23 protein-coding genes are annotated in these 19,498 nt (G+C 65.6%); 9 read left to right on the top strand and 14 right to left on the bottom strand.

Annotation, left to right across the window (positions count from 1 at the left end; all coding sequences use genetic code 11):
• Positions 1 to 41: 41 nt before the first annotated feature.
• On the bottom strand, positions 42 to 842 hold the full coding sequence (locus ON22_RS24545) for a class I SAM-dependent methyltransferase (protein WP_033246399.1): 801 nt from the start codon (positions 840 to 842) through the stop codon (positions 42 to 44).
• Positions 843 to 978: 136 nt separating this feature from the next.
• Between ON22_RS24545 and ON22_RS24550 the strand changes: the two genes are divergently transcribed.
• The 3 genes from ON22_RS24550 (at position 979) to ON22_RS24560 (ending at position 2,216) form a co-directional block, all read left to right on the top strand.
• Positions 979 to 1,407, top strand: a complete 429-nt coding sequence (locus tag ON22_RS24550) for a pyridoxamine 5'-phosphate oxidase family protein (RefSeq protein WP_033246400.1) — start codon at positions 979 to 981, stop codon at positions 1,405 to 1,407.
• 120 nt (positions 1,408 to 1,527) lie between these two features.
• Positions 1,528 to 1,896 carry a type II toxin-antitoxin system RelE/ParE family toxin gene (locus ON22_RS24555; RefSeq protein ID WP_231508726.1) on the top strand — a complete coding sequence of 123 codons (369 nt, stop codon included), beginning with the start codon at positions 1,528 to 1,530 and terminating at the stop codon, positions 1,894 to 1,896.
• Positions 1,893 to 2,216 (top strand): XRE family transcriptional regulator, encoded by a 324-nt coding sequence (locus ON22_RS24560; protein ID WP_033246402.1) that lies wholly within the window; start codon positions 1,893 to 1,895, stop codon positions 2,214 to 2,216. The genes ON22_RS24555 and ON22_RS24560 overlap by 4 nt, the downstream gene beginning before the upstream one ends.
• Positions 2,217 to 2,426: 210 nt before the next feature.
• Here the strand turns inward: ON22_RS24560 and ON22_RS35940 are convergent, their stop codons facing one another.
• On the bottom strand, positions 2,427 to 2,639 hold the full coding sequence (locus ON22_RS35940) for a DUF397 domain-containing protein (RefSeq protein ID WP_174375630.1): 213 nt from the start codon (positions 2,637 to 2,639) through the stop codon (positions 2,427 to 2,429).
• On the bottom strand, positions 2,626 to 3,540 hold the full coding sequence (locus ON22_RS24565) for a helix-turn-helix domain-containing protein (RefSeq protein WP_051158029.1): 915 nt from the start codon (positions 3,538 to 3,540) through the stop codon (positions 2,626 to 2,628). The genes ON22_RS35940 and ON22_RS24565 overlap by 14 nt, the downstream gene beginning before the upstream one ends.
• A gap of 350 nt (positions 3,541 to 3,890) precedes the next feature.
• Here ON22_RS24565 and ON22_RS24570 point away from each other — a divergent pair, with 350 nt between their 5' ends.
• The 3 genes from ON22_RS24570 to ON22_RS24580 all read left to right on the top strand — a co-directional run bounded on the left by ON22_RS24570 (position 3,891) and on the right by ON22_RS24580 (position 5,376).
• Positions 3,891 to 4,220 carry a hypothetical protein gene (locus ON22_RS24570; protein ID WP_033246403.1) on the top strand — a complete coding sequence of 110 codons (330 nt, stop codon included), beginning with the start codon at positions 3,891 to 3,893 and terminating at the stop codon, positions 4,218 to 4,220.
• Complete coding sequence (locus tag ON22_RS24575) at positions 4,217 to 4,564, top strand: hypothetical protein (RefSeq protein ID WP_033246404.1); 348 nt, start codon at positions 4,217 to 4,219, stop codon at positions 4,562 to 4,564. Before ON22_RS24570 ends, ON22_RS24575 begins: the two co-directional genes overlap by 4 nt.
• Positions 4,565 to 4,722: 158 nt before the next feature.
• Positions 4,723 to 5,376, top strand: a complete 654-nt coding sequence (locus ON22_RS24580) for a hypothetical protein (RefSeq protein WP_033246405.1) — start codon at positions 4,723 to 4,725, stop codon at positions 5,374 to 5,376.
• Between the two features lie 17 nt (positions 5,377 to 5,393).
• On the opposite strand, the gene ON22_RS24585 is transcribed toward ON22_RS24580, so the two are convergent.
• Together ON22_RS24585 and ON22_RS24590 are read right to left on the bottom strand one after the other, a co-directional pair.
• Positions 5,394 to 5,888: a hypothetical protein gene (locus ON22_RS24585; protein ID WP_051158030.1), complete on the bottom strand. Its 495-nt coding sequence runs from the start codon at positions 5,886 to 5,888 to the stop codon at positions 5,394 to 5,396.
• 57 nt (positions 5,889 to 5,945) lie between these two features.
• On the bottom strand, positions 5,946 to 6,515 hold the full coding sequence (locus ON22_RS24590) for a hypothetical protein (protein ID WP_156052388.1): 570 nt from the start codon (positions 6,513 to 6,515) through the stop codon (positions 5,946 to 5,948).
• A gap of 234 nt (positions 6,516 to 6,749) precedes the next feature.
• Between ON22_RS24590 and ON22_RS24595 the strand changes: the two genes are divergently transcribed.
• From ON22_RS24595 to ON22_RS24605, 3 genes are read left to right on the top strand one after another with little or no spacing between them, the layout of a single operon-like run.
• Positions 6,750 to 7,193 carry a MarR family winged helix-turn-helix transcriptional regulator gene (locus tag ON22_RS24595; protein WP_033246406.1) on the top strand — a complete coding sequence of 148 codons (444 nt, stop codon included), beginning with the start codon at positions 6,750 to 6,752 and terminating at the stop codon, positions 7,191 to 7,193.
• 8 nt (positions 7,194 to 7,201) lie between these two features.
• Positions 7,202 to 7,627 (top strand): organic hydroperoxide resistance protein, encoded by a 426-nt coding sequence (locus tag ON22_RS24600; protein ID WP_033246407.1) that lies wholly within the window; start codon positions 7,202 to 7,204, stop codon positions 7,625 to 7,627.
• Between the two features lie 40 nt (positions 7,628 to 7,667).
• Entirely contained in the window at positions 7,668 to 8,555 is an 888-nt protein-coding gene (locus ON22_RS24605) for an oxidoreductase (protein ID WP_033246408.1), read from the top strand.
• A gap of 102 nt (positions 8,556 to 8,657) precedes the next feature.
• Here the strand turns inward: ON22_RS24605 and ON22_RS24610 are convergent, their stop codons facing one another.
• From ON22_RS24610 to ON22_RS24650, 9 genes are all read right to left on the bottom strand, one after another.
• The gene (locus ON22_RS24610) at positions 8,658 to 8,981 is read right to left on the bottom strand and encodes a hypothetical protein (RefSeq protein ID WP_156052389.1); all 324 of its coding nucleotides are present in this window, start codon (positions 8,979 to 8,981) and stop codon (positions 8,658 to 8,660) included.
• A gap of 315 nt (positions 8,982 to 9,296) precedes the next feature.
• Positions 9,297 to 9,716, bottom strand: coding sequence for a nuclear transport factor 2 family protein (locus ON22_RS24615; RefSeq protein ID WP_033246410.1), 420 nt, complete (start codon positions 9,714 to 9,716; stop codon positions 9,297 to 9,299).
• A 185-nt stretch (positions 9,717 to 9,901) separates the two neighbouring features.
• Positions 9,902 to 10,504, bottom strand: coding sequence for a TetR/AcrR family transcriptional regulator (locus ON22_RS24620; RefSeq protein ID WP_033246411.1), 603 nt, complete (start codon positions 10,502 to 10,504; stop codon positions 9,902 to 9,904).
• Positions 10,505 to 10,510: 6 nt separating this feature from the next.
• On the bottom strand, positions 10,511 to 11,401 hold the full coding sequence (locus ON22_RS24625) for an enoyl-CoA hydratase family protein (protein WP_081595803.1): 891 nt from the start codon (positions 11,399 to 11,401) through the stop codon (positions 10,511 to 10,513).
• A gap of 62 nt (positions 11,402 to 11,463) precedes the next feature.
• Entirely contained in the window at positions 11,464 to 12,624 is a 1,161-nt protein-coding gene (locus ON22_RS24630) for an acyl-CoA dehydrogenase family protein (RefSeq protein WP_033246412.1), read from the bottom strand.
• Positions 12,625 to 12,626: 2 nt separating this feature from the next.
• Positions 12,627 to 14,864 carry an acetyl/propionyl/methylcrotonyl-CoA carboxylase subunit alpha gene (locus ON22_RS24635; protein ID WP_033246413.1) on the bottom strand — a complete coding sequence of 746 codons (2,238 nt, stop codon included), beginning with the start codon at positions 14,862 to 14,864 and terminating at the stop codon, positions 12,627 to 12,629.
• 8 nt (positions 14,865 to 14,872) lie between these two features.
• The gene (locus ON22_RS24640; protein ID WP_033246414.1) at positions 14,873 to 16,471 is read right to left on the bottom strand and encodes an acyl-CoA carboxylase subunit beta; all 1,599 of its coding nucleotides are present in this window, start codon (positions 16,469 to 16,471) and stop codon (positions 14,873 to 14,875) included.
• Positions 16,468 to 17,619 (bottom strand): acyl-CoA dehydrogenase family protein, encoded by a 1,152-nt coding sequence (locus ON22_RS24645; protein WP_033246415.1) that lies wholly within the window; start codon positions 17,617 to 17,619, stop codon positions 16,468 to 16,470. The genes ON22_RS24640 and ON22_RS24645 overlap by 4 nt, the downstream gene beginning before the upstream one ends.
• Positions 17,616 to 19,331, bottom strand: a complete 1,716-nt coding sequence (locus tag ON22_RS24650) for an acyclic terpene utilization AtuA family protein (RefSeq protein ID WP_033246416.1) — start codon at positions 19,329 to 19,331, stop codon at positions 17,616 to 17,618. Before ON22_RS24650 ends, ON22_RS24645 begins: the two co-directional genes overlap by 4 nt.
• Positions 19,332 to 19,498 lie beyond the last annotated feature (167 nt).

Here is a 19,498-nt window from a genome sequence, read left to right on the forward strand (position 1 = left end):
CGGACACCGATAGTGACAACGGCTGCCCTGCGCGAACGCCGCTACCGGCGAATGCCGACACCGATCAAGGTGGTGGCGTCGAGCTCGCGGATTCCGGCGGCGTCGAGAGAGGCCAGGTAGGCATCGCGGACCGCAGCTCGTTGCGACTCGTCGAGTTCGGTGAGGGCGCCCGCAAACCCGGAGCCCGTGACGAGCAGCCACGCGATCTCAGGGGTCATCGAGACCCGGAGTTCGTGCTCGGCTACGGCGACATCGGTGAGTCCGCGTGCGCCGAGCCAGTCGCGGAACGGGGCCGGCTGGTTGAGCTCGTCGACGAGATGCGGTGGCCGCGGCGGCGGCGGTGTCGCGCCGGTGACCGCGGCAACCGCCGCCCCGAGATGCTTACCCGCGGTTTCGACGGCACCACGCCGCCAGATCGTGAACCCGGCCCGGCCGCCCGGACGCACCCGGCTGATCAGGTGTTCGGTTCCGGCGGTCATATCCGGGAAGAAGAAGATCCCCAGCACGACCTGCACCAGGTCGTAGCCGTCGTGCGGCCAGGCGGTGACATCCCCGATATGCGGGTGCAGCTGAGGGTGGCCGGACGCCCGCTGCCGCAGGACATCGATCAGTGCTCCCGACAGATCGACCGCATCCACCTGCCCCGCCGGCCCGACGCACTCCGCGGTGGGCAGCGCCGACGCACCGGTACCACAGCAGGCGTCGAGCACCCGCTCACCGGAAGCCGGGGCGGTGCTCGCCAACGTCGCCGCGGCGATCGGCCGCCACAGATACTCACCGAGGCGGTCGAAATCGGTAGCGGCGGTATCGAAGGCCCGAGTGGAGCGGTCGTTGACAGACATAGCCGTAACGGTAATGGTTTTCAACTATTCCGGCTACACCTCGCAGCAGCAGACCGTGCGAACCATGGACGATCACACAGACACGCTGGCGTTCCACCTATGGATTCGGACGAGCACATGCCGTTGACTAGCTGCTATGAGCGACGACTCCGCCCACCTCACCGCCGCCGATCTCGAATTCCTCGCACGCCCCCTGCACGGATTCCTGTCCGTCGCCGGAGCCACACAGCCGCCACAGCCCCGGCCCGTATGGTTCGAGGCCACCACGGAAGGAACTATCCAGCTCTTCACGGAACCGGACTCGCTGAAGGTGCGCCGGCTGCGCCGCGATCCCCGCGCCTCGCTCGTCGTCGCGGCCCCGGTAGGCGAACTCGAACGCTGGGTGTCCATCACCGGCCACACCACCATAGAGTCCGACGGCGCGCACGACCTGTGTTCCCGGCTCGCCCCGCGCTATTGGGACCTCGACGATCAGTCCCGAGCCGACACACTCACCGAGATACTCGGGGGTGAACTGCTCCGCGTCGTCATCCACCCGGAAAAAGTGCATCGGTACGCTCTCTGATCACGCGCCTGCCTGAGCTGGAGGAACCGTCGACATCGTCGTCGGCTCAGTGACTGAATGAGGCCGTCCACCGCGCGCCACGATAGTATGCAGATGTACTATCCGGTGTATGGTGGGTAAGTGAGCTTTCGACTGGAGATGGTCGATGACGTGCGTGAATGGTTACATCGACTGAGACATGAAGACAGAGCAAGCGCCCTTCTCGTAGGCCAGGCACTCACCGCTCTATTGGACGAAGGTCCTGCACTGGGTCGGCCGCTGGTGGACCGGATCAAGGGCTCACCACTGCTGCATAACCTCAAAGAACTACGTCCGGGATCGACCGCCGCCAGCGAGATCAGAATTTTGTTCGTTTTCGACCCGGACCGCAATGCCGTACTACTGGTAGCAGGCGACAAAGCCGGGCGATGGACCAACTGGTACCGAGAGGCAATACCGGAAGCCGAGCTACGGTACGCCGAGTACTTGGAAGGTAGGAAACGCTCATGAGCACACATTCTTATGACAAGGAGAGCTTCCTGGCCGAGTTCTTCCCCGATGAGAACGATCGAGTCGAGGTCGAGGAAGGCGCTCAGCACATGGTCGCACTCAGCCGCGCTACCCGGCTCGCGGAAATGCGTAAACGCCTGGGACTCACTCAAGCCCAAATCGCGGACCGGATGCACGTTCGCCAGGAACGGGTTTCCGCTTTGGAGCGCGCGGATATCACTGCCAGCGAGCTGCGGACCCTCGCCGCTTACATCGAAGCTCTCGGCGGACGAATGGAGATAGTCGCAGACTTCGGCGGAGAGCGCCTCGTCGTCGGCTGATCCGGGACAGCGGCTCGCGGGCTCGCTGCGTCGATATCGACGACCGCAACAGAGAGATCGCATCCGCTGACTCGGGCACGGGTCAACCCCGGACCTGCCGTATCCGAACGGGTACGGTTTCGACGACCGGGCGCTAACAGCAGCGATCTTGACCGAACATCTGCCGGCCGAACCGGACATGATCGTCGAGCGTCATAGATCAGACGGCTGTCAGGGCAATCGACCGAAGCTGCCGGAACGCGCATGTGCGGTAAAGGCAGCCCATTCACCTGCAGCAAAAACGAGCGCCGGTCCTGTCGCGTTCTTGGAATCGCGGACGCCGACCCTTCCATCCTGTAACCACGCCACTTCGACGCAAGCACTCTGGCTACCACTACGGCTGCTCTTGAACCAGGACGCCCCGGATAGGTCAACGTTTGTCACGATCGAACTCCCTCATGGCCCGGCGAATCAGCTCCCGGGTTCGACTTTCATCCAATGACGCGCTTCTGATGGCAGCCGCAAGTTCACTATAGAGCCGTACTTCGTCGGGCTTCTCGAGATATACATCCTGCGCCGGGCCTCCTTCCATGAAGACGATCGGCGGTTCGATCACTTCACCACGACCACCGGCACCGAAGGCCAGGATTGTAAACATGCCGTATGGCATCCCCCAGGTCATGCCGGCCGAGTACGGGTGCACACGAACGATGACGTTGTCGAGCTTCGAAACCTCAGCCAAATGCCCCAGTTGCCGCGCCATAACCCTTGGGCTGCCGATCACCCGATGTAACGCCGACTCATGGAGCAGGACTTCCAGTATCACCGGATCAGTCCTACGAGTAACGATTCGCTGTCGCTTCAGCCGGTGCTCCACACGGCGTTCCACGTCCTCACCGGAGGCGAAGCCTGGATAGGCACCGATAACAGCGCGCGCGTACTCGGGAGTCTGAAGCAGGCCCGGAACGTGCTCGTGATATGTCACTTGCTGTTGCGCGGCCGCCTCCAATCCGACGTACATGTTGTAGGCATCGGAGTACAACCCGCCGTAGGCGTGATACCAGCTTTGAGCCCTGGCAAGTACCGCCAGATCCATTGCCGCTCGGGTGTCGTCGTCACTGACGTCGTACAACTCACAGAGGGCGCGAACATCTTGCTTGCGCACCTTCTGGGTCTGCCCGGCCTCGACTCGCTGGAGCGCCGAAGGCGAGAGATCTACCAGTTTCGCGGCAGCGGCGATGGTGAAGCCGTTGGCGTCGCGCCTGTCGCGAAGAAACCTGCCGAGCTGGCGCCGGGGCAGCGTCGAGGTCGGCACCGGATCCGCGTCGTCATCGAACTCTGTCACGTTGAACCCCCTTGTTGCGGAATCGGATCAGATCAGTCGCGCAATCGGTTCAGTTCTACCCGACCTTCGAATACCTTCGTGGACTTTCGGATGAATTGCTATCGGGTATCCGATTTTTGTTGGCCCGGAAATACGCACATGGTGTGCTGAGTGTGCCGTCGGACGCCGCCCGAGCTGCATAGACCGCCCAACTGAGGCACCGCCCCAACCTGATCCACGACCCTCCTCAAAGCCGGCCGGCCGCCCCTGGCCGATGACACTGCGCGGGTCACCGGTTCGGCCGTTTCGCCCATCGATTGCGTTCCGGAGGAAACATGCTCTTGCCACACACAGCGCCAACTCGTCCCGACATGCCTACCGCTATCGGATTCGTTCGCACCGAGCTGTCCAGGCAGCACTCCCTACGTCACGCTGACGAAATACACCGGCACGCCCGCACTTCCGGCTACCGCTACGTCTACACCGTCCGTCCGCCGGTCAATGAACCCCACCCTCTGACCTACGTACGTGCCCTCGCCACCGAACTGCGAGCCCAAATCATCATCACCTTCGACCTCGACCAAGTCGACAACCAACCCCACCTGATCTGCGACCTCGGGTACCGCCTGGAAACCGTGTGCCCGCCCACGGTCTGGGCACCCTGCACGCCACTCGACAGAACCGAGGTAACGACCCGATGAGCACCTTGCACGCGCTCTGCACCGTATTGCTCACAGTCGCACTGTCCGGTTTCGCGGTGATCGCGATCGGCTGTATCTGGCCCACCGACCCTCCACTACTGTCCGCCGACACCCGCACCGCACCACACTCGACCCGGCACCCCGTCGAATCCGTTCCCGCCTCCATGTCGTGGACCTGCGCCTTGCCCGGCGTACCACTCGACCTCGACGACGCGTACAACGCCTTGCGACACCACCGCGCACACGACTGTCCTCGCAGGCGAATTGCCTACGCCACGCTCATCGCCCACGGCTGCCTCGTCCCGGATGCCCACCGCCCGAGTCGGCGGACGGTCGTGCCATGAAACAAGTGAGCGTAACCGGCGGCGCCGGTTTCCTCCGCGCTCACCTGTGCCGCGCACCGTTCGGCCGGCAACCCACAGCCCCCAATCCACACCCACAGCTGCACCCTCAGCGACCGATACGACTGGCCGAGCCCACGACCATGAGATAGAGAGACATCGTGAAAACCGATGCGGCGATAGCGCTGCGGCGCGATAGCGAGCCGAGGCCACTGAGTATCCGAAACCTGGAGATCGCGCAGAGGTTGCCTGCTCGCTGTGCCCGGCACGGTCGGCGCGCGATCGAATACATCGAAACCGAACTCCGATTGCACCAGGGCCACCGTGGACAGGTGGAGACCACATGGTGGTCGAGTTTCCGCTGGAGCCTGCTCGACTACCAGCCGACCATGCCGTCCACCTCGCTACAAGTCCGTGGCCGGTGGCCGATGTGCCGATTCTGTGTGGCCCAGCGTCGTTTTCTCGAATCCATCGCCTACGGCATCGGCCTGGCCGGCCCCGCTGCCTTCGTCATACTTTTCTTCGCCGCCCAGGCCGGTGCACTCCAGTCGGTACCGATGCCCTTGATACTGGCCTTCTTTCCCGGCTGGATGCCATGCGGTGTGGGACTCGCACTCAGCCTCCACAACCGAGGCAATCGCCCCGCCCGCGTCCTTCCGATGACCAGCGCATCGTCGATGACTATCCGAGCACATCGGCGATTCGCTGCCGCGGTCGCAACAGAAAAGCCGGAACAGCGGGAAACCCACTGGACCACCACTCCGGCCGGGACCGGTTCGGCTCCTGCGACTTCTCTCGATCCTGGGGAGATTTGATCGGCCGGTCGGCGGCCTCAGCCATCGAACTCGTCGATCTCCAGTCCCCAGTACACTTCCGTCCCCTCGCCGGAGGGAACTCCTCGTTCGCGCTCCACCGGCCTCACCATCGAGTCCGGTGTGGCGTAGCCATCCCGAACACCCGAGGAGGGCACGTTGTCGGCGAACGCATAAACGACGTCGCCTCGATTCATGAAGATCTGCACGTAGCCGTCGGAGCCTCCCGGCAGACCGACCCAATGGACATCTGTTCCGAGAGCATCATTCAACTCGCCACCGTCCTTCGACGCCGGAAAGCGGTACATCCGATCCCATGCGTCGAGTGGCAGATTCGCTCCGGCAATCACGTCACCGAGCCGGGCCGGCTCCGTGGACTCCCGGACCTGACGGAATGCAGCGTCAACTGCGACATCATCATGTATCACTTCCACACGGTCTCCGAGCACGAGACTGCAGCCGGTACCGAACGTCAGGACAGCAGCCGACAACACAGCGAACGGAAACAACTGCACTCGTACCCCACCTATCCACGCCATTTATCCGAGCCTCCCTCGGAGATGCGCGGCAACTCAGCCGGTTTCCTCGATCTCCAGGAACCAAACGGTCGTCGGCTCCCGAGTGAACTGATCGGGTTCAACTTCACTGACGGGCGTCACCGCCGACTCCGGCGTAGCGTATGCGTCCCGCCCCACACTGTGCCGTGGATACGTGTCCACATACGCACCCACCGCTTCCCCATTGTTCATAAACACCTGCACAGCAGAGTCAGAGTCGCCGGGCAGACCCCGCCAATTGACATCGGTGCCGAGCTTTGAATTCACTTCGTCACTGTCGACAGGCGAATGGAACGTATACATGCGGTCCCAGGAATCGAACGGTAGACCGGCAGAGTCAATCACATCACCCAATCGAGCCGGCATACGCGAGTCCAGAACCTGCTGAAATGCCGCGTTCACCGAGGAATCGTCCTCGATCACCTCGATGCGATCGAAACTGAACCCACACCCCGGCAGAGCCAATGCAGTTACGGCGGCCGCCGCGGCCGTACCTATCGCGACCCACCGATTACGACTCCGAACGCGCACTCGATTCACCGGCTCCTCGATTCGATATCTGGGCGAAGAGTCATCGTCGACCACAGGCGAATCCGGCAAGAACTCGGCCCTGTCGTGGAGCCGAGGCGGCCCGCCGGGTAAACGGGCGGCGACAACCGCCGAAGAAACCCTCGAGGCAGCGCCCGGCCGCCGCGGCGGCGGTACCGCACGCGGCGGTGTCCCACTTCGCGCCGACGGCTCGGCGGATGACCCTGGTCGCAATATAGATTGCACACAACTTAGTTGCGTGCATTTGGATTGCGTGGCACTATCGGGAACGTGGAAGAAGACCTGCTGCTGGACTCGCAAGTCTGCTTCGCGCTGTACTCGGCGGCGCGAGTAGCGTCCAACGCCTATCGGGACGGGCTCGGCGAGCTCGGGCTCACCTACACCCAGTACGTCACTTTGCTGGCGTTGTGGGAGGAGGACGAGGTCACCGTCTCGGCGCTCGGCAAACGGTTGCGGCTGGACAGCGGGACATTGTCGCCGCTGCTGCGGCGGCTGCAGACGCTCGGGATCGTCGAGAAACGGCGTGCGGATGCCGACGAGCGGCTGGTCACCATCCACCTCACCGAGGCAGGCCGGCGTTTGCAGCCGCGGGTTGCCGCGGTGCAGCGCCGAGTTCAGCTGAAGTTCCAGATGTCCCCCGAAGAAGCCGTTCTGCTGCGTGATCTCGCTACCCGGTTCTGCGAATCGCAGACCCGGGACGACAAACAGGAATGAGGAATTCGATGCCCGATATCGCCTACACCGCCGAAGCGATCTCCACCGGCGCCGGCCGCAACGGCCGGACCCGCACTCCGGACGGGCGGATCGACCTGCAACTGGCCATGCCCAAAGAAATGGGTGGCAGCGGTGACGGCGCCAACCCGGAGCAGTTGTTCGCCGCCGGTTACGCCGCCTGCTTCCACTCCGCACTGCAACTCGTGGCCCGCACGAAGAAGGTCGAAATCGGCGACTCCAGTGTCGGCGCCCGGGTCGGTATCGGCCCCAACGGCAGCGGCGGGTTCGGCCTGGCCGTCACCCTGGAGGTCGTCATCCCCACCCTCGACCATGCCGCCGCCCAGGAACTCGCCGACGCCGCCCACCAGGTGTGCCCCTACTCGAATGCGGTGCGCGGCAATATCGACGTCGATGTGGTCGTCACCGACGACTGAAGGGTCGCCCGGACCGGCGGAGCCCGATACCGTCGGGATCATGAGTTCCAACCATTGGACCGCGGCCGACCTGCCCGCGCTCGACGGCCGAACCGTCATCGTCACCGGCGCGAACAGCGGCGTGGGGTTCGGTACCGCCACCGCGTTCGCCCGCGCCGGGGCACATACCGTGCTCGCCGTCCGTGACCTCGACCGTGGGGCCGAGGCCGCGCGGCGGATCGGTGGCAGTAACGAGGTGCGCCGGCTCGACCTCGCCGATCTTTCGTCAGTGCGTGCGTTCGCCGACGCCTGGGACGGGGAGGTCGCGATCCTCGTGAACAACGCCGGGGTCGCGATGGTGCCCGAATCGCGGACGGCGGACGGGTTCGAAATGCAGTTCGGCACCAACCATCTCGGACATTTCGCGCTCACCAATCTACTGCTGCCGCATATCACCGACCGCGTGGTGACACTGTCTTCCGGTTTGCACCGCTCGGGCACCATCGACTTCGACGATCTCGATTTCGGGAAACGCGGATACAACCCGGTGAAGGCCTATGCCCGCACCAAACTCGCGAACCTGCTGTTCACCCTCGAGCTCGAACGCCGGCTGCGGCGGGCCGGTTCGGATATCCGGTCGACGGCAGCGCACCCCGGTTACGCGGCCACCGAACTCGGCACCCGGGACCGCAACAAGTACCTGGTCGGGATCGTGCACCTCGCGGGCCGGGTCCTTGCCCAGACACCGGAACAGGCCGCCCGCACCACCTTGTTCGCCGCCACCCAGGACCTTCCCGGAGCGAGCTATATCGGGCCGGACGGCCGCGGCGAACTTCACGGTTATCCCGCATTGGTCGGCCGTTCGGCCGGAGCGAGTGATGTGCGAACCGCGGAACGGCTGTGGGATGTCTCCGAAGAACTCACCGGGGTCTCGTTCGGACTGGGCTGAATCGACCACCGCACCCGGTGACGCGGTCCGACTGCGCCGCGGACCGCGTCATCGGCATACGCACTGCCGTACCCCTGGGAGTTCAGGTGATTCGGTCGAGCCTCACAGGTCGCCGGACATCCGGCCGTACACGATCAGCAGGATCACGTTCGCTACCGCTATTCCGATGGATGCCACCCACTGCCGCGGCCCATCCCTGCGCATTACCAGCACCGAAGCGGTGACTCCCGCGGTGCCCGCCGCGCAATAACCGATCCGCCATCCCATGTGCTCGGACGTCAGTCCCATCACCAGCGTGAACAACGAGAGCACGATGGACGCCACCAGTAGCTCATGGCGTAGCCATCCTTCGGAAAGCCTGGTGCCCAACGCTACAACCGCGGCAACCACCCGGTCGGTACGTCTAGAACGTCTTGTATCAGCCATGCACGCCCCTTCTCATGGGCGGGGCCGTAATTCGTCTGCCCCGCTGCGCAACGAACCCGAACTACCGAAAGCACCGATCGCAAACGCCGATTGTGATCGAACAACGGGCGTGAGCCGGGTCGTCCCACCTGAGACCGAACCGCCTCACAACCTACCGACCACACTCGCTGCCTGGGCCTTCTTCGAGTTCTTTCGTTCCGGGCGGTGACGCGTTACCGATGCGGCACATCAGGACCGGCCCTCGCAACGAACTGGTCCCGGCACTCGGCGCCGGTGCCCTGTTTGCTGCCGTGCACCGGCGTGCACCGGCGCGGCTCAGGGGGTGCAGGCCTGGGCGATGGAAACGCTGTTCTCGTAGAGGTGGTGGCGGGTGATCCGGCCGTTCTCGACGGTCAGCCGCAGGGCGAACGGGCCCTCGAAGGTTTTTCCGGTGGCGCGCACCCGGCCGGCGAGATGACCGAACAGGACCGCGTCCGTTCCGTCGACCAGGAAGGTGTCGATTTCGGCGCGGGCGTCCTCGGCGACCACATGTGCCATCAGTTCATCGAACTGGGCGGCGCATTCGGCGGCGGTGCGGCGCGGTTTGATCCAGGGCACCACGGGATTCGCTGCCAGCTGCCAATCGACCTCGTCGGCGAACAGCGCGGTGAGAGCCGCGGTATCGGCGGTGGAGCGGGCCGCGAGGAACTTCTCGACGGTGGCGCGGGTGGTGTCGGCAACGACGGTTTCGGTCATCGGGTTCTCCTGCTTTCGTTTGCTACACCCGATATTCGCAGCGCGCGGTGCGTGTGGCGATTACCTGAGAGGTAAAGCATTCCATGCAGAGCTGTGACGGTCAGGTCCAGCGCCCCGATCCGACGTAACCGCCCGGAGCTGGGGACCCGAGTCCTGGAGTGGACCGGATCGGTTACGTGGCCGCGTCAGCGCCGGGCGTCGAGGGCTTCGTGCAGGGTGGCGGCCCACTGGTGGATGATTTGTTTCCGGCGGGCGGAATCGTCGGTCAGGACATCGGCCAGGCCGAGGCCGCGGGCGAGGTCGAGGGTGGCCTGGACCAGGTGGTGGGTTACCGGGTCGGAATCGTCGACGCCGAGGGCTTCGACGGCGCGGCGGTGGGCGCCGCGGCCGAAACGGGCTTCCAAGGGGACTATTCGTTCGCGCAGTGCCGGGTCGGCGGCGGCGTGGGTCCACACCTGCAGGGCCGCTTTGAAGAGGGGGCTGGTGTAGGACTCGACCAGACCCGCGACGACCGCTTCGGTACGGGCCGGGCCGGGTTCGGTGACCGCCGCCTTCATCGCCTGATCCGTGCGGGTGTCGAACATGTAGGTGAGGGCGGCGGTGATCAGGTCTTCCCTGGTGGGGAAATGGTGTTGGGCGGCGCCGCGGGAGACCCCGGCGCGTTCGGCGACCACCGAGACCGTTGCGGCCGCCCAGCCCTTCTCGGCCAGACAGTCGATGGTCGCCTCGAGGAGCCGCTGCCGGGTGGCCCGGCTGCGGTCCTGTTTGGGTTCGTTCGGTGTCGCCATAACGGTCTATTCTGCCGAGCGCGATTCCGCTGCCCGGCCCGCGGAGTCGGCGGAGTCCGGTGGGGACGGATTCTGTCGTGCGGTGGCAGGCTCGGTCGGCGGCGCGCTCGGTTCGGCGGCCCACCGGGGTGGCCGGCGCTGGAGAAACGCCGTCATCCCTTCGATCACCTCCGGTGTACCGAAGAAACGGCCCGAGCGCTGCGCCAACTCCTCAGCACTGCGATCGAATTCGGCCAGCACCGCGGCGGTGGTGAGGCGTTTGCTCTCGGCGAGCCCCTGGGGCGAGCCCTGCCGGAGTTCGGCCAGCACACCCGTTACTGCCGCCGATGGATCATCGGCGGCGAGGGTGATGAGGCCGATACGTTCGGCGGTATCGGCATCGAACTTCTCGCCGGTCAGGAAGTAGCGGTCGGCGGCGCGGGCGATCAGCTTGGGCAACAGGGTCAGGGAGATGACGAAAGGTGCCAAACCGAGCCGGGCCTCGGTGAGCGCGAAACTGCTGCCGCGGCCCGCGACGGCGATATCGCAGGCCGCGAGCAACCCCATACCGCCGGCCCGGACATGTCCGTCCACCCGGGCAACCACCGGTTTCGGCAGTTCCAGGACCGTGCGCAGCACCCGGACCATCCACTGGGTGCGGATATCGGCCGCCGCGGCCGGGTCCGCATCCACCGCCTCCTTCAGGTCGGCGCCCGCACAGAAGGTGTTGCCGGTGTGGGTGAGCACCACACCGCGCACGGCCGCATCGCCGGCCGCGCGCTCGAACCCTTCCAGAAGCTGGGTCACCAGCGCGGAGGAGATGGCGTTGCGGTTGTGCGGGGAGTCGAGCGTGAGAGTCGCGAACCCGTCCTCGACGGCGTAGCGGACGACTCGATCGACACGATCGGTTCCAGTCACGGGAGCCTGCCTTTACGTTACGGGGTGGGAGGCCGGTAGCGACCCGGTGGGACGGATATCGCTCAGTAGGACTTCGGCAGTCCCAGCGAATGCTGGGCGACGAAGTTGAGGATCATTTCCCGGCTCACCGGGGCGATACGCGCGATCCGGGCCGCACCGAGCATGGCGGCCAGGCCGTATTCGTTGGTGAGCCCGGAACCGCCGTGGGTCTGGATGGCCTGATCCAGTGCTTTGATACTGGCTTCGGCGGCGGCATATTTCGCCATATTGGCGGCCTCGGCGGCGCCCATTTCGTCGCCCGCGTCGTAGAGGGTGGCGGCCTTGAGCATCATCAACCGGGCCAGTTCGACCTCGATCTTCACCTGGGCCAGCGGATGCGCGATTCCCTGGTGGGCACCTATCGGGGATTTCCATACGGTGCGTTCCTTGGCGTATTCGACGGCCCGGTCGATGGCGTAACGACCGATTCCGACGGCCATCGCCGCGCCCATGATGCGTTCCGGGTTCAGGCCCGCGAACAGCTGCATGAGGGCCGCGTCCTCCTTGCCGACGAGGGCGGTGGCGGGGAGCCGGACATCGTCGAGGAACAGGGTGAACTGGTGGTCCGGTTCGATGATGTCCATTTCCTGCGGGGTCTTTTCGAACCCGGGAGCGTCGGTGGGGACGATGAACAGCGCAGGCTTGAGCTTGCCGGTCTTGTGGTCGGAGGTGCGGGCCACGATCAGCACGGCCTCGGCCTGATCGACTCCGGAGATGAAGATTTTGCGACCGGTGAGCAGCCAATCGTCACCGTCACGGCGGGCAGTGGTGGTGATCTGATGCGAATTGGAGCCGGCGTCGGGTTCGGTGATACCGAAAACCATTTTGGCCGAACCGTCGGCGAGTTTCGGCAGCCATTCCGACTTCTGCGCGTCGGTGCCGTATTTGGTGATGATGGTGCCGCAGATGGCGGGCGAGACCACCATGAGCAACAGGCCGGCACCCTGCGCGGACAGTTCCTCCATCACCAGCGCCAGCTCGTACATACCGGCGCCGCCGCCACCGTATTCCTCCGGCAGGTTCACGCCGAGGAAACCGAGGCCGCCCGCCTCCTGCCAGAGTTCGTCGAGCGGCTCGTTGTTACGTGCCTTGGGCAGTACATAGTCGCGGTAACTGTATTTCGCGGCCAGCGCGGCTACGGCGGACCGCAGCTCTTTGCGTTCGTCGGTTTCGATGAAGCTCATTGCTACTCCTGGTTTCCGGGCTGTTCGTGGTTTTCGGCGGCGGGTTCCACCACGGCGAGTACGGCGCCGACATCGACCTGTTGACCGACCGCGACGTTGACCGCGCTGAGCACGCCGTCCGCCGGGGCGGCGATGGTGTGCTCCATCTTCATGGCCTCCAGCCACAGGATGGGCTGACCGGCGCGGACAGTGCTGCCGACCTCGGCACCGAGCCGGATCACACTGCCCGGCATGGGAGCGAGCAGCGATCCGGTGGCGACCTGGTCGGCCGGGTCGGTGAACCGGGGCAGCCGCCGCACCGTGACCGGGCCGAGAGCCGAATCCACGCAGACCAGATCGTCGTAGCGGGCGACGCTGAACTGCCGGCGCACCGGACCGTGCGCACCCGGTACGGCGAGAACCACCTGATCGGATGTGGCCGAGATCAGTTCGAGGCCGTCGAACCCGGCGACCGTCACACCGGTGCGGGTGAACCGGTAGTCGATCTCGTGGGTGCCGCTGGTCCGGCTCTCGTAGGACTTGCGCTGCGATTGCGAGGGCAGATTTCGCCAGCCGCTGGGCGCGCCCGCGACCACGGTGGCACGCGCCCGATTGGCGGCGGATTCGGCGAGCGCGGCGGCGACGATCGACAGTTTCTCGTCGTCCGGGCTCACCAAAGGCTCCGACAGGACGTCCAGACCGTGGGTGGCGAAGAAGGCGGTATCGGTATCACCGGCCAGGAAGGCGGGATGGCGCAGTACGCGGACCAGCAGGTCACGGTTGGTGACCAGGCCGTGGATCCGGGCCCGCTGCAACGCCCCGGCGAGCAGCCGGGCGGCTTCGTCGCGGGTGCGGCCATAGGAGATGACCTTCGCCAGCATCGGGTCGTAGTGGACGCCGACCACCGAACCGTCGGCGACACCGGAATCCAGACGGATACCGGGACGTTCGAGCAGATCGAACTCGGTTGCCACCGCGGGAATCTCGATGCGCTGTACCGTTCCGCTCTGCGGCTGCCAGTCCTGAGCCGGGTCCTCGGCATAGAGCCGGACCTCGATCGAATGACCTCGCATGCGGGGTGGTTGCGCCGGGAGCTGCCCGCCCTGGGCGATTTCCAGCTGGAGCTGGACCAGATCCATGCCGGTGGTGCATTCGGTGACCGGGTGTTCCACCTGCAACCTGGTGTTCATCTCGAGAAAGAAGAACTCACCGGATTCGTCGGCCAGGAATTCGACTGTTCCGGCACCGGTGTAACCGATGGCGTCGGCCGCTTGGCGAGCCGCTGCATACAGCCTGCCCCGCATACCGCCGACTGCCGGTATGCCCGCTACCGACCGGTTGCCGTCACTTGCGGCCGACGGACTGCCGCCGAAAGCGGCCGAGCCCGATTCGCCCGTGGGCGCGGAGTCCGCTGGACCGTCCTGCGCCGCGTCCGGCGAACGCCGCTCGGACACGTGTCCTCGCACCCCGACCGTCGAATTGCCGGGACGAGATCCGTGCGCATCACCGGCCCGTGCGGCGTCGATGCGCTCCACGAGCGGCGAGGGCGCCTCCTCGACGACCTTCTGGTGTCGGCGCTGGATCGAGCATTCACGCTCGCCGACCGCCCAGATCGTGCCATGCATATCGGCCATCACCTGGACCTCGATATGGCGGCCGGTTTCGAGGTAGCGCTCGCAGAAGACGGTCGGGTCGCCGAATGCGGATTCGGCTTCCCGGCGCGCGCCGGCGAGCTGCTCAGGAAGTTCGGCGAGGGTGCGCACCACGCGCATCCCGCGACCGCCACCACCGGCCGAGGCCTTGATCAGGACCGGCAGTTGGTCCGTGGTGACCTCGTCGGGGTCGAGTTCGGCCAGCACCGGCACTCCGGCGGCGTCCATCATCTTCTTGGCCGCGACCTTGGAACCCATCTCTTCGATGGCGGTGACGGGCGGCCCGATCCACACCAGCCCGGCCGCTTGCACCGCGCGCGCGAATTCCGCGTTCTCGGAGAGGAAACCGTAGCCGGGGTGGACGGCGTCGGCACCCGCGGCCTGCGCGGCGGCGATGATGAGGTCGGCGCGGAGATAGGTCTCGGCGGGAGTGTTTCCGGGCAGGCGGACCGCCGCATCGGCCTCGGCCACGTGCGGGGATTCCGCGTCGGCGTCGGAGTACACGGCGACGGTGCCGAGTCCCATCCGGCGGCAGGTCGCGAAGACCCGGCGGGCGATCTCGCCGCGGTTGGCCACCAGAACACTGGTGATGAGCTGTGGTTGCGTCACGACCGGCCTCACATTCGGAAGACGCCGAAGCCCTCGGCGCCCTGGACAGGTGCTGTGTGGATGGCCGACAGGGCCATACCGAGCACTGTGCGGGTATCACGCGGGTCGATGACCCCGTCGTCGTAGAGCCGCCCGGACATGAACATGGCCAGCGATTCGGCCTCGATCTGCGCTTCCACCATGGCGCGCATCCCGGCATCGGCTTCTTCGTCGAATGCCTGCCCGCGGGCCTCGGCGGAGGCGCGGCCGACAATGGAGATCACGCCGGCCAGTTGCGCTCCGCCCATCACCGCGGATTTCGCGCTGGGCCAGGCGAATACGAAACGGGGGTCGTAAGCACGGCCGCACATACCGTAGTGTCCGGCGCCGTAGGAGGAGCCCATGAGCACCGAGATATGCGGGACCTTCGAATTGGAGACCGCGTTGATCATCTGGGCGCCGTGTTTGATGATGCCCTTCTGCTCGTATTCCTTACCCACCATGTAGCCGGTGGTGTTGTGCAGGAACAGCAGCGGGGTGTTGGTCTTGTTTGCCAGCTGGATGAACTGGGTGGCCTTCTGCGATTCCTCGGAGAAGAGCACCCCGCGGGCATTGGCGAGAATGCCGACCGGATAGCCGTGCAATTCGGCCCAGCCGGTGACCAGGCTCGAACCGTAGAGCGGTTTGAATTCGTCGAAATCGGAGCCGTCGACGATACGGCCGATCACTTCGCGCGGGTCGAACGGGATCTTGAGATCGGGCGGGACGATACCGAGCAGATCCTCGGGATCGAAAAGCGGTTCCGGTGCCGAATCCCGCGGCGCCGGCCCCTGTTTCTGCCAGTTCAGCCGTTTGACGATCCGCCGACCGATCCGGATGGCGTCCTGCTCGTCGAGCGCGTAGTAATCGGCGAGACCGGAAACGCGGGCGTGCATATCGGCACCGCCCAGCGATTCGTCGTCGGATTCCTCGCCGGTGGCCATTTTCACCAGTGGCGGCCCGCCGAGGAACACCTTGGAGCGTTCCTTGATCATCACCACATGGTCGGACATACCGGGAATGTAGGCGCCGCCCGCGGTGGAATTACCGAAAACCAGTGCGATGGTCGGTATCCCGGCGGCGGAGGCCTGGGTGAGGTCGCGGAACATCCGGCCGCCCGGGACGAAAACCTCTTTTTGCGTAGGTAGATCGGCGCCACCGGATTCCACCAGCGAGATCACCGGTAGGCGGTTCTCGCGAATGATGTCGTTGACGCGCAGCGTTTTCCGGAGCGTCCACGGATTGGAGGTACCGCCGCGCACGGTGGGGTCGGGGGCGACGATCATACATTCGACGCCCTCCACGACGCCGATTCCGGCGACCGTACTCGCCCCGACCTGGAACTCACTGCCCCATGCGGCGAGTGGGCACAGTTCGAGGAACGGCGAATCCTCGTCGATGAGCAGTTCGATCCGTTCCCGGGCGGTCAGCTTGCCGCGTTTGCGGTGCCGGGCCAGTTTCTCCGGGCCGCCGCCGGCGACGACCTTCTCGAACTCTGCGGAGACCTCGGCGAGTTTGGCCGTCATGGCCTCGGCCGCCGCCGTGTACTCCGCAGTGGTGGTGTCGAGAGTGCTGCGCAGTGTCGTCATGCCTGATACCCCAATCGTTTCGCGGCCAGGCCGGTAAGGATTTCGGTGGTACCGCCACCGATCCCGAGAATCCGCATATCGCGGTACTGGCGTTCCACCTCGGATTCGCGCATATACCCCAGGCCGCCGAACAACTGCACGGCCTGGTTGGCGACCCATTCACCCGATTCGACGGCGGTGTTCTTGGCGAAACACACCTCGGCGATCAGATCGGTTTCCCCGGCGGCAGCACGAGCGGCCACATCTCGGGTGTAGACGCGGGCGATATCGACGCGGCGCGCCATCTCGGTGACGGTGTTCTGCACGGACTGGCGACTGATGAGCGGGCGGCCGAAGGTCTCCCGGTTACGCACCCAGTCCAGGGTGAGGTCCAGGCAGCGCTGCGCACTCGAGTACGCCTGCACGGCCAGGCCCACCCGCTCACTGACGAAGGCCGCCGCGATCTGCAGGAATCCGGAGTTCTCCGGGCCCACCAGATTCGCCACCGGCACTCGCACATCCTCGTACGACAGCTCGGCGGTATCCGAAGCGCGCCAGCCCATCTTGTCCAGTTTCCGGCCGACGGTGAATCCGGGTGTGCCCTTCTCCACCACCAGCAGCGATACCCCGGACGAGCCCGGGCCGCCGGTGCGCACCGCAGTCACCACGAAATCGGCGCGGCAACCGGAGGTGATATAGGTTTTGGCGCCGTTGACGATGTAGTGGTCGCCGTCGCGGCGCGCGCTGGTGGTGAGGTGACCGACATCGGAACCGCCCCCGGGTTCGGTGATGGCCAGGGAGCCGATCTTCTCGCCGGCCAGGGTCGGTTTCACCCAGCGGTCGATATGCCCGGTGTCACCCGCGGCGATCAGATGCGGAACAGCGATACCGCAGGTGAACAGCGAGGCGAAAAGTCCGCCGGAAACACCCGCGTAGTGCAGTTCCTCGCAGACGATCGCCCCGTCGATCCCGTCTCCGCCGGCGCCACCCACGGCCTCCGGGAACTGGATACCGAGCAGGCCCAGCGCCCCGGCCTTCTTGTGCAGGTCCCGCGGGATCTCGCCGTCATGTTCCCAATCGTCCAGATACGGCAGGATCTCGCGCTCGGCGAACGCGCGGACGGTGGCGCGCAATTCGCGGCGTTCGGGTGTATTCCAGACAGTGCTCACGACAGCAGCTCCAACGGTATATCGATATTGCGGGACCGCAGCCATTCGCCGAGGCCCTTGGCCTGCGGATCGAAACGGGCCTGATAGGCCACGCCTTCGCCGAGCAGACCGGTGATCAGGAAATTGAGCGCCCGTAGATTGGGCAGAACATGCCGGGTCACCTCGAGTCCGGCGGTTTCCGGCAACAGTTCACGCAGGCGGCCGACGGTGAGAGTGTGCACCAGCCAGCGCCATTGTTCGTCGGTGCGGACCCATACGCCGATATTGGCGTCACCGCCCTTGTCGCCGCTGCGGGCCATCGCGATACTGCCGAGCGGAACACGTTTCGTGGGTGTGGCCGGAAGCGGGTCGGGGAGTTCGGGTTCGGGCACCTCGGCGAGTTCCCGGGTTTCCGAGGGGGCACCCACCAGGACCCGGCAGCCGGTGGGCCGCACCGCGGTATGCGCAACCTCGGCGGCGTCGACGAAACCAGGTCGGTAGACACCGTAGGGCGAACCGTTACCGGGCGGGGTGGTGAAACTACAACCCGGATAACTGGCCAGCGCGAGTTCCACGGCGACGCTGGAGAAAGCGCGGCCCACCTTGTTCGGGTCGGGGTCGCGGACCACGCAGCGCAGCAGGGCGCTCGCCTGCTCCTCGGTCTCGGCATCGGGGCGGTCGAGCCGAGCGAGGGTCCAGTCGAGTTCGGCGGGACGCTGCGGTAGCCAGGCTTCCAGTTGCCGCTGCGCCAGTTCGGCTTTCGCCTCGATATCCAACCCGGTGAGGATGAATTCCATCTCGTTGCGGAAACCACCCAGCGTGTTCAGCGAGACCTTGAGCCGAGGCGGCGGTGGCTCGCCCTGCACTGCGCTGATCAGTACCCGGTCCGGTCCGTCCGCCGATAGCTCGACGGTATCGAGCCGGGTGGTGACATCGGGCCCGGCATAGCGCGCACCCTGGATCTCGTACATGAGCTGCGCGGCCACCGTATCCACCGTGACCGCACCGCCGCTGCCCGCATGTTTGGTGATCACGCTGCTGCCGTCCGCCCGGACCTCGGCGAGCGGGAAACCCGGCCGGCCCAGATCGGGCAGCTCGGTGAAGAACGCGAAGTTACCGCCGGTGGCCTGGGTGCCGCATTCGATCACGTGACCGGCCACCACCGCACCGGCGAGCCGATCGTAATCGGTGCGCTGCCAGCCGAAATGGGCGACCGCCGGGCCCACGACCACCGAGGCGTCGGTGACCCGGCCGGTGACCACCACATCCGCGCCGGCGGTGAGACAGTCGGCGATACCGAAAGCACCGAGGTAGGCGTTGGCGGTCAGCGGGGAGCCCAGGCCGAGTTCCGCGGCGCGGTCGAGAAGGTCGTCGCCTTCGACGAAACCGACCTGCACGTCGAGCCCGAGCCGGGCCGCCAGTTCGCTCACCTTTTCCGCCAGCCCGGCCGGGTTCAGGCCGCCGGCGTTCGTGACGATCTGCACCTTGCGTTCCAGCGCCAGGCCGAGGCAATCCTCGAGCTGGCGGAGGAAGGTTTTGGCATACCCCAGCCCGGAATCCTTCATCCGGTCGCGACCCAGGATCAGCATGGTGAGTTCGGCGAGATAGTCGCCGGTGAGCACGTCGAGCTGCCCGCCCTCGAGCATTTCGCGCATGGCTGTCAGCCGGTCGCCGTAGAACCCGGAACAGTTGCCGATCCGGATCACGTCCGGATTGTCGGCCAGAGCACTCATCAGCGGTTGCGCCTCCTACCGCTACGGGCGGAAAGCGCGCCCGGGATGTTCGTGTACGCGTTCAGCATCACAGGCGCCCGGAAAAAAATCAAGCACGCGTGCTTGTTAAATTCGACGGTCCGTGCCCCGCCACAGCAACCCGAGGCGACCAGGCACAATGGGTTGCC

Origin of the sequence: Nocardia carnea NBRC 14403 (assembly GCF_000308515.1) — a bacterium.
In the GTDB taxonomy this organism is placed as follows: Bacteria; Actinomycetota; Actinomycetes; order Mycobacteriales; family Mycobacteriaceae; genus Nocardia; species Nocardia carnea.

What these genes read in the sequence shown, in the direction of transcription:
- ON22_RS24545 (WP_033246399.1), bottom strand. Translation starts at nt 842, where the DNA reads ATGTCTGTCAACGACCGCTCCACTCGGGCCTTCGATACCGCCGCTACC.
- ON22_RS24550 (WP_033246400.1), top strand. Translation starts at nt 979, where the DNA reads ATGAGCGACGACTCCGCCCACCTCACCGCCGCCGATCTCGAATTCCTC.
- ON22_RS24560 (WP_033246402.1), top strand. Translation starts at nt 1,893, where the DNA reads ATGAGCACACATTCTTATGACAAGGAGAGCTTCCTGGCCGAGTTCTTC.
- ON22_RS24570 (WP_033246403.1), top strand. Translation starts at nt 3,891, where the DNA reads ATGCCTACCGCTATCGGATTCGTTCGCACCGAGCTGTCCAGGCAGCAC.
- ON22_RS24575 (WP_033246404.1), top strand. Translation starts at nt 4,217, where the DNA reads ATGAGCACCTTGCACGCGCTCTGCACCGTATTGCTCACAGTCGCACTG.
- ON22_RS24600 (WP_033246407.1), top strand. Translation starts at nt 7,202, where the DNA reads ATGCCCGATATCGCCTACACCGCCGAAGCGATCTCCACCGGCGCCGGC.
- ON22_RS24605 (WP_033246408.1), top strand. Translation starts at nt 7,668, where the DNA reads ATGAGTTCCAACCATTGGACCGCGGCCGACCTGCCCGCGCTCGACGGC.
- ON22_RS24610 (WP_156052389.1), bottom strand. Translation starts at nt 8,981, where the DNA reads ATGGCTGATACAAGACGTTCTAGACGTACCGACCGGGTGGTTGCCGCG.
- ON22_RS24615 (WP_033246410.1), bottom strand. Translation starts at nt 9,716, where the DNA reads ATGACCGAAACCGTCGTTGCCGACACCACCCGCGCCACCGTCGAGAAG.
- ON22_RS24620 (WP_033246411.1), bottom strand. Translation starts at nt 10,504, where the DNA reads ATGGCGACACCGAACGAACCCAAACAGGACCGCAGCCGGGCCACCCGG.
- ON22_RS24630 (WP_033246412.1), bottom strand. Translation starts at nt 12,624, where the DNA reads ATGAGCTTCATCGAAACCGACGAACGCAAAGAGCTGCGGTCCGCCGTA.
- ON22_RS24640 (WP_033246414.1), bottom strand. Translation starts at nt 16,471, where the DNA reads ATGACGACACTGCGCAGCACTCTCGACACCACCACTGCGGAGTACACG.
- ON22_RS24650 (WP_033246416.1), bottom strand. Translation starts at nt 19,331, where the DNA reads ATGAGTGCTCTGGCCGACAATCCGGACGTGATCCGGATCGGCAACTGT.